The 8229-nt window shown below is 72.7% G+C and carries 8 protein-coding genes and 1 riboswitch; of the genes, 3 read left to right on the top strand and 5 right to left on the bottom strand.

Going from position 1 to position 8229, the window contains the following annotated elements:
• Positions 1 to 46: 46 nt before the first annotated feature.
• The 4 genes from AB8Z75_RS27890 to AB8Z75_RS27875 form a co-directional block, all read right to left on the bottom strand.
• Positions 47 to 1294 carry a cystathionine gamma-lyase gene (locus tag AB8Z75_RS27890; RefSeq protein ID WP_369206730.1) on the bottom strand — a complete coding sequence of 416 codons (1248 nt, stop codon included), beginning with the start codon at positions 1292 to 1294 and terminating at the stop codon, positions 47 to 49.
• Positions 1295 to 1361: 67 nt separating this feature from the next.
• Entirely contained in the window at positions 1362 to 2501 is a 1140-nt protein-coding gene (locus tag AB8Z75_RS27885; RefSeq protein ID WP_369206728.1) for a fructosamine kinase family protein, read from the bottom strand.
• Positions 2501 to 2995: a low molecular weight protein-tyrosine-phosphatase gene (locus AB8Z75_RS27880; RefSeq protein WP_369206726.1), complete on the bottom strand. Its 495-nt coding sequence runs from the start codon at positions 2993 to 2995 to the stop codon at positions 2501 to 2503. Before AB8Z75_RS27880 ends, AB8Z75_RS27885 begins: the two co-directional genes overlap by 1 nt.
• Before the next feature lie 5 nt (positions 2996 to 3000).
• Entirely contained in the window at positions 3001 to 3372 is a 372-nt protein-coding gene (locus AB8Z75_RS27875) for a phage holin family protein (protein ID WP_369206724.1), read from the bottom strand.
• Positions 3373 to 3467: 95 nt separating this feature from the next.
• Here AB8Z75_RS27875 and AB8Z75_RS27870 point away from each other — a divergent pair, with 95 nt between their 5' ends.
• On the top strand, positions 3468 to 3785 hold the full coding sequence (locus tag AB8Z75_RS27870; RefSeq protein ID WP_369206722.1) for a cupin domain-containing protein: 318 nt from the start codon (positions 3468 to 3470) through the stop codon (positions 3783 to 3785).
• A 196-nt stretch (positions 3786 to 3981) separates the two neighbouring features.
• A complete protein-coding gene (locus tag AB8Z75_RS27865; RefSeq protein WP_369206720.1) occupies positions 3982 to 4200 on the top strand; it encodes a DUF5326 family protein in 219 nt (72 codons plus the stop codon).
• Positions 4201 to 4382: 182 nt separating this feature from the next.
• Here AB8Z75_RS27865 and AB8Z75_RS27860 read toward each other — a convergent pair whose 3' ends face one another.
• The gene (locus AB8Z75_RS27860) at positions 4383 to 5912 is read right to left on the bottom strand and encodes a YibE/F family protein (RefSeq protein WP_369206732.1); all 1530 of its coding nucleotides are present in this window, start codon (positions 5910 to 5912) and stop codon (positions 4383 to 4385) included.
• Positions 5913 to 6190: 278 nt separating this feature from the next.
• Positions 6191 to 6324: riboswitch (TPP riboswitch) on the top strand.
• Here AB8Z75_RS27860 and thiC point away from each other — a divergent pair.
• A complete protein-coding gene (thiC, locus tag AB8Z75_RS27855; protein WP_369206718.1) occupies positions 6317 to 8125 on the top strand; it encodes a phosphomethylpyrimidine synthase ThiC in 1809 nt (602 codons plus the stop codon). Its footprint overlaps the riboswitch before it by 8 nt.
• Positions 8126 to 8229 lie beyond the last annotated feature (104 nt).

The following is an 8229-nucleotide window of genomic DNA, read 5'->3' as shown; positions in this document are numbered from 1 at the left end:
CTCCAGCCCCGAGTACGGCGGCCCGGGCGCCCCGCCGGCCTGACCCTCACACGCCCCGGCCGCCCCCGCCCGAGCCCGCCGCACCGGCCTCGGGCCCGGGGGCGGGGGCGGCCGAGGCGTCCAGCGCACGGCGGATGTCCCGGACCAGGTCCGCGCTGTCCTCCACGCCGACCGACAGCCGCACGAAACCCTCGGGCACCTGGTCGCCGCCCCACCGCCCGCGGCGCTCGGCCGTCGAACGGACGCCACCGAAGCTGGTCGCGTCGCCCACCAGGCGCAGCCGGGCGAGGAAACGGTTGGCATGGGCCTGGTCCGGCAGAGTGAAGGAGACGACGCAGCCGTAGCGGCTCATCTGGTGGGAGGCCAGCGCGTGCGCCGGATCGTCGGTCAGCCCCGGGTGGCGGACGTCGCTCACCTCGGGGCGCGCGCTCAGCGCCTCGGCGACCGCCAGCGCGTTGCCCGCCTGACGCTGCGTGCGCACTTCCAGCGTCGCCAGCGAACGGTGCGCCAGCCACGCCTCCATCGGCCCCGGGATCGCGCCGACCGTCTTGCGCCAGGCCCGCACCGACGCGGCCACCTCGGGCGAGCGGGTGGCGACATAGCCGAGCAGCACGTCGCCGTGGCCGGTGAGCGCCTTGGTCCCGCTGGCGACGGAGAGGTCGGCGCCCAGCAGCAGTGGCCGCTGGCCGAGCGGCGTGGCCAGTGTGTTGTCGACGGCCACCAGCGCGCCCTGCTCGTGCGCCGCCTGCGCCAGCCTGCGGATGTCGCACACGTCCAGGCCGGGGTTGGAAGGCGTCTCCAGCCACAGCAGGCTCGCCCCCTCCAGCTCGGCGAGCTGTGCGTCCCCGCCCGTGGGGGCCGTCCGCACCCGGACACCGAAGCCTTCGAGCCGCTCGCGGAGAGCGGCCAGCAGGTTGTAGCCGTCGCAGGGCAGCACCACCGTCTGCCCCGGCCGCGTCAGGGAGAGCAGCACGGCGGAGATCGCGCCCATGCCGGAGGAGAAGACGACCACCTCCGCCTCGGGGTCCTCGGGCGCCTCCAGTTCGGCGATGGCCCGCTCCAGCCGCGTCCAGGTGGGGTTGGCGTCCCGCCCGTAGGCGTACGGCGCGTCCTCGACCTCGCCCGGCAGGTGGTAGTGCGCGGCGAAGACGGGGCCGGGCAGCGGCGGCTCGTACGGTTCCTCGGCCGGGAGCCCGGCGCGCACCACGCGGGTGCCGTCGGCGTCGCCCGCGGGCCCGTAGTCGAGACCCGCCCCTGTCAGCGGGGCGGTGTCGTCCGGTGGGGTCGGGGTCATCGTGGTGCCTCCTGGTGACGCTCACACGCTCGTTCGTGCCCGGCGCAGGGCCCGTTTCCGCAGGTGCTCAGCCCAGGGCCGCGCGGGCCGCGGCGCCGCTCTGTGCACCGTATCCGCCGCCGAAGAGGACCGCGTGGACGAGCAGGTGCTGCAACTGGTGCAGCGGTACCCGCGCCTGCCGGCCCGGAAGAGGCCGCACCTCCTCGTACGCGGCGAGGATGCGGGGCAGTTCGGGGCAGCCGAACAGCTGGAGCATCGCCAGGTCGGTCTCGGGGTGGCCGCCCTGGGCCGCCGGGTCGATGAGGCGGGCCTGGCCGTCCGCCGTCCAGTGGACGTTGCCCGACCACAGATCGCCGTGGATGACGGCGGGCGGCTGCGGCGGGCCCGAGACGGCCTCGTCCCCGAGCCGTTCGCACAGCCGCTCGACATCCCGCGCGTCCGACGGCGCGAGGTGGCCGCTGTCGACAGCGGCCCGCAGCAGCGGTTCCAGCCGGTGCTCGGCGTGGAAGCGGGGCCAGGCGGCCGGGTCGGCGACCGGCTCGCGCGGCGAGGTCAGCGGCAGCGGGCCCAGATAGCAGGGCTCCCCCGGCGTGCCCCACGAGGGGGCGGGACTCGCGTGCAGGGCTGCCAGCCGCCGCCCCAGCCGCTCGGCCGCCGCACGGTCCGGAGCACCCGGCTCCAGCCACTCCAGGACGAGCACGTCCCGCTCGACCGCCATCACCTCGGGCACCGGGACGGTACCGGTCGCCCGCAGCCGGGCCAGCCCCGCCGCCTCGGCGGCGAAGAAGTCCGCAGGCGCGGCGTCCAGCGCCTTGGCGAAGACCGTGACGGGGCCGCGGCCACGCCCCTCCGACCCCGCCGTACCCCGGCTCTCATCGGCGCGTTCGCCCCGGTAGGCGTCGTCGGCCAGTTCGACCCGGTGGCCGTCGTCGGCCAGTTCGCCCCGGTAGCCGTGGTCGGCCAGTTCGACCCGGTAGGCGTCGCAGATCGAGCCGCCACCGGTGGGGACGGCGGCCGTGGCGGGCCGCCCGAGCAGTTCGGCCGTACGGGCGACGGGGCGCGGTGGCGGTGGCGGTGGCGGGACGGCATCGGGCTGTCCCGCGTCCGAGCGCCCTGCTCCGGGGCTCTCCGCGCCGGGGTTCTCCGCGCCGGGCTGCCCCGCGTCGGAGCGCCCGGCTCCGCGGTCCCCGCCGTCGGCCGGGGACATCAGCCCGCCTCCCGTGCCTCGAGGGCCGCGCCGACCTCCGAGAGCAGCCCGGGTACGGCTGCCTCGACCATCTCCAGGCACGCCGTGAAACCGCGCTCGCCGCCGTAGTAGGGGTCGGGAACGCTCAGGTCGTCCGGGTCGGCCTCCGGGTCGTAGGAGCGCAGCAGCCGTACCCGCGCGGCCTGAGCGGTGGTGCGGGCGAGGGCGCGCAGTTCGGCGGCGTGGCCCGCGTCGAGGGCGACGACCAGGTCGTACCGCTCGAACCACTCCGACTCGAACTGCCGTGCGGTATGGGTCAGCGGGTAGCCCGCCTCCCGCAGCACCGCCGTCGTACGGGAGTCCTCCGCCTCGCCCAGATGCCAGCTGCCCGTCCCCGCGCTGCCGACCTCCACCAGCCCGTCGAGCCCCGCGTCCCGCACGTGCGCGCGGAAGACGGCCTCGGCCATGGGCGAGCGGCAGATGTTGCCCGTGCACACGAAACAGACGCGGTACATGCGCCTCAGTCCCGGTCCAGAACCATGTGCAGCGCCCAGGAGACGACCGAGATGATCAGGCCGCCGAGGAACGCCGTGCCGAACCCGTCCACGTGGAAGCTGACGTCGAGCTTGTCCGCCACCCAGGAGGTCAGCATCAGCATCAGCGCGTTGATCACCAGCGTGAACAGGCCCAGCGTCAGCACCAGCAGCGGCAGGGACAGCAGCTTGACCACCGGCTTGACCACGACGTTGACGACGCCGAAGATCAGGGCGACGACGACCAGCGTCAGCGCCTTCTCGCCCCCCGACCCGCCGGTCAGCTCGATGTCGCTGAGCAGCCAGGTCGCCACGGCGAGCGCCGCGGCGTTGGCCAGCGTCTTGATGAGGAAGTTCATACCCAGATCGTGGCAGAGATCGACGCCGGAGCGTACGGCCGGTGGGCGGCGGAGGCGGACCGGGCGGCGGAACCGGCCCGGGGAGAGGGACGACGGTGAAGGCTTTCCGGCTGGAGGACCTGGACGCGGAGCGGGCCGCGCACGACGGCGCGTACCTGAGGTTCCTTCGGGAGAGGAACATGTCGGCCGGCCTCTACGCGCTCGACGCGGGCACCGTCGACCCGCAGCAGCCGCACGAGCAGGACGAGGTCTACTTCGTCGTCAGCGGCCGGGGTGCCCTCACCGTCGGTGAGGAGACCACGCAGGTGGCGCGGGGCAGCGTCGTCTACGTACCGGCGCGGACGCCGCACAAGTTCCACCACATCACCGAGGACCTGCGCGTTCTCGTGGTCTTCTCGCCCCCTGAGGACTGAGCGCCCGCGCATCCGCAGGCTCCTGTACCCGGCGGGCCGCCGTACCCCGCGGGCCGCCGACGTTTCAGGGTTACCTCAGGGTCAGGTTCAGGGGAGGACCGGGGCACGAGCCGCCCCATCGCCTTGCGGACCCCTCTAGCATCGACGTCAGAGGGCACGACGCCTTCGAACACACCCAGAGACGGAGCACACAGTCATGGACGCGAAAGGCACCCTCGCCGGACTCCCCTGGTGGGTCACGTGGATCGTCATACCGGTGATCGCGCTCGTCGTCTTCGGCGGCCTGATCGCCAGCCTGGTCGGCTTCCTGGTCGGCCTGCTGTTCAAGGTCCTGGTCTTCGTCGCCCTGGTCGGCGGTGTCGTCTACCTCGTCCGCCGCTTCACGTCGGGCTCCTCCTCGCGCAGCGACTGGTGACCGCCCGCGCCGCCGCGCGGTGACGGGCGCGCCCCGTCCCGCGGAGGCGGCCTACGGCCCTCGTACCCGCGGCGGCGGCCGACGGCCCTCGTACCCGCGGTGCCGGCCGTCGGCTCTCGTACCCGCGGCGGCGGCCGTCGCGGCGGCGGCCGGTCTCGCGTGCTCGTCGCCGGGGGGCGGTGTCACTTCGGCTTGCGGCGGCGGCCACCCCGGCGGCCGGGGGCGGGTACGGCGGGCGGCGCCCCAGGCGGCGCGGAGCGCGGCGCTCCGCTTCCGCCCCGGTCCCCGTCCGCAGGCGCAGGCGTGGGCGTGGGCGCAGCCATGGACGAGGACGCGGCCCGCGAACGGTCGGCGGAGACGACCAGAGCCGCCAGCAGCGTCGTCACCGGCACCGAGGCGACAAGACCGATGGAGCCGACCAGGGTGCGGACGATCTCCTCGGCGACCACCTCGCTCGTGGCGACCATCGTCACGTCACTGCGCGCGATGGAGAACAGCAGCAGCAGCGGCAGCGCGGCACCCGCGTACGCCAGCACCAGCGTGTTGACGACGGACGCGATGTGATCCCGCCCGATGCGCATGGCGGAGCGGTAGATCTTGAGCCAGCTCGCCCCCGGATCCGCCTCCCGCAGCTCCCACACGGCCGACGTCTGGGTGACCGTCACGTCGTCCAGCACGCCGAGCGAGCCGATCAGCACCCCGGCCAGCAGCAGCCCCTGGATCTCGATGCCGGGATACAGCCCGTGCACCAGCCCCGTCTGGTCGTCGGTGTTGCCGGTCAGCTGGGCCCAGTCGATGAACAGCGACCCCAGCACTCCGATCAGCAGCAGCGACACCAGCGTCCCCAGCACCGCCACCGAGGTGCGGGCCGACAGCCCGTGGCACAGGTACAGCGTGGCCAGCATGATGGCGCTGCCCCCGATCACCGCCACCACCAGCGGATTCGACCCCTGGAGTATCGCCGGCAGGATGAACAGCGTCAGCACCGCGAAGCTGATGACCAGCCCGACCAGTGCCAACACCCCGCGCAACCGCCCCACCAGCACCACCACGAGCGCGAACACGACGGCGAGCAGCACCATGGGCACATCGCGATTGGTGTCGACGACGCTGTACTGCAGCTTGCGCGGCGCCTTCTCGGAGTACCCGACCACGACCTTCTGGCCGACCTCGTAGGTGCGGGTGGCATCCGGAGTGACGACCTCCGTGAAGGTGCGGCCCGCGTCCTTGCCCTCGGTGACCTCCACCGTCGCCTTGCGGCACGGGCCGTGCGCTCCCCCGCCCTGGCCCTGCGCGCCGCCCGCCGACTGCCCGGCCGAGCCGCCACCCGAAGCAGGCGGTGGCTGGCGGACGTTGACGTCACCGCAGTCGACCTCGACCAGCTTGGTCACCTTCGCACCGAACGTCGGCCGGTCGAAGCCGACACCCGAGTGATCGTGCGGGTGCCCTGGCGCCCCGCCGGGCCACAGCACCACCAGCCCTGCCAGCACCGCCACCGCGAACGGCACGAGCACGGCGGCGATCACCTTCCGCAAATGACGGGAGACGGGCGCCGCCGGCCCGTGCCCGTGCCCGTGCCCGTGCCCGTGGCCATGGGCGTGGCCGTGCCCGTTTCCTTGGGCGTGCCCGTGGGTGTGGCTTTGCCCATGAGCGTGCCCGTGCCCGTGGGCGTGACCGTGGTCTTGGCCGTACGCGGGGACTTGACCGTGCACGTGGCCTTGACCGTGCGCCTGCTGCGCGGGCGCGTAGCCGTAGCCCTCTCCCTGCACGGGTGCGTAGCCGTAGCCCTCTCCCTGCGCGGGTGCGGGTCCGTGAACCTCCCCCTGCACAGGGGGCCGGCCCGGCTCGGGAGGGTGGGCGGAGCCGGGCGCGGGGCCGCGGTGGGGCGTCGGTTGGTCCGGCGAGTGCGAGTGGGTCACCGACCGATCATCGCAAGAACGGCCATGCGGGGTGTTCAGTACGGGCGGTGTGCCGTTAGCGTAGAGACGCCTTTGCACATCGCGGGAGCTCCGAGCACGGGGCTGAGAGGGCGCTGACCTCCGTGATAAACCACGGAAGCCGCTGCGCCGACCGCCGAACCTGTTACCGGGTAATGCCGGCGTAGGGAGTGGGTCTCATGACCACGCAGGATGCACACGCGCGCCCCGAGAACACCTCGGACGCCACCGAGCCCGCGCAGCGCGCCATCGGCTCGCACAAGGGATATCTGCAAGGACCGCGCCCGGACATCCGGGTGCCCGTCCGACGCGTGCATCTCACCAACGGCAAGGACGTGACGCTCTACGACACCTCCGGGCCGTACACCGACCCCGCCATCGACACCGACGTGCGCCGCGGTCTCGCACCGCTGCGCGAGAACTGGATCATCCAGAGGGGGGACACCGAGGAGTACGCGGGCCGCGCACTGCGGCCCGAGGACGACGGACTCAAGCACACCAGCCCGCGCGGCGGACTGCTCCGGAGCGGATCGAGTGACCTGGCCGGCCTGGACGCCGTCTTCCCCGGCCGCCCACGCCAGCCGCGCCGGGGCCGCGACGGCGCCGCCGTCACCCAGCTCGCGTACGCCAAGCGGGGCGAGATCACACCGGAGATGGAGTACGTCGCACTCCGCGAGAACCTGACGCCCGAGTTCGTCAGGGACGAGATCGCGGGCGGCCGGGCCGTCCTCCCGGCCAACGTCAACCACCCCGAGACCGAGCCGATGATCATCGGGAAGAACTTCCTGGTGAAGGTCAACGCCAACATCGGCAACTCGGCCGTCACCTCCTCCATCGAGGAAGAGGTCGAGAAGATGACGTGGGCGACCCGCTGGGGCACCGACACCGTCATGGACCTGTCCACGGGACGCAACATCCACACCACCCGGGAATGGGTGCTGCGCAACTCCCCCGTCCCCATCGGCACCGTGCCGCTCTACCAGGCGCTGGAGAAGGTGGACGGCAAGGCCGAGGAGCTGTCCTGGGACGTGTACAAGGACACCGTCCTCGAACAGTGCGAACAGGGCGTCGACTACATGACGGTCCACGCCGGCGTGCTGCTGCGGTACGTGCCGCTGACAGCGCGCCGCAAGACCGGCATCGTCTCGCGCGGCGGCTCCATCATGGCCGCCTGGTGCCTCGCCCACCACAGGGAGAGCTTCCTGTACGAGCACTTCAGCGAGCTGTGCGAGATCCTGCGCGCCTACGACGTGACGTTCTCGCTCGGCGACGGGCTGCGCCCCGGATCGATCGCCGACGCCAACGACACCGCACAGATGGCCGAGTTGGACACCCTCGGCGAGCTCAACCGCATCGCCAAGGCGCACGACGTGCAGACCATGATCGAAGGCCCGGGACACGTCCCGATGCACAAGATCAAGGAGAACGTCGACCGGCAGCAGGAGGTCTGCGAAGAGGCCCCCTTCTACACCCTGGGGCCCCTCACCACGGACATCGCACCCGCCTACGACCACATCACCAGCGGCATCGGCGCCGCGATGATCGGCTGGTGGGGCACCGCGATGCTCTGCTACGTCACCCCCAAGGAACACCTCGGACTGCCCGACAAGGACGACGTCAAGACCGGCGTGATCACCTACAAGATCGCCGCCCACGCCGCGGACCTCGCCAAGGGCCACCCCGGCGCCCAGGACTGGGACGACGCCCTGTCCGACGCCCGCTTCGAGTTCCGCTGGGAAGACCAGTTCAACCTGGCCCTCGACCCCGACACCGCCCGCTCCTTCCACGACGAGACCCTCCCCGCCGAACCCGCCAAGACCGCACACTTCTGCTCCATGTGCGGCCCCAAGTTCTGCTCCATGAAGATCTCCCAGGAGATCCGCGAACAGCACGGCGCCACCATGGACGAGGTCGAGGCCGGAATGGCCGAGAAGTCCCGCGAGTTCGCCGCCGCGGGCAACCGGGTGTACCTGCCGATGGCCGAATGACCACCCGGGCGCCCGGGACGGCTGTGTAGAGTCCCACCGGGGCCCGAAGCCGCACGTTGGAGGTGCGACTTCGGGCCCCGGTGGGACTCTACACAGCCGTCCCG

The sequence above is a fragment of the Streptomyces sp. PU-14G genome (assembly GCF_041028275.1).
GTDB lineage: Bacteria > Actinomycetota > Actinomycetes > Streptomycetales > Streptomycetaceae > Streptomyces.
This window is presented reverse-complemented; position numbering and strand designations above follow the sequence as displayed.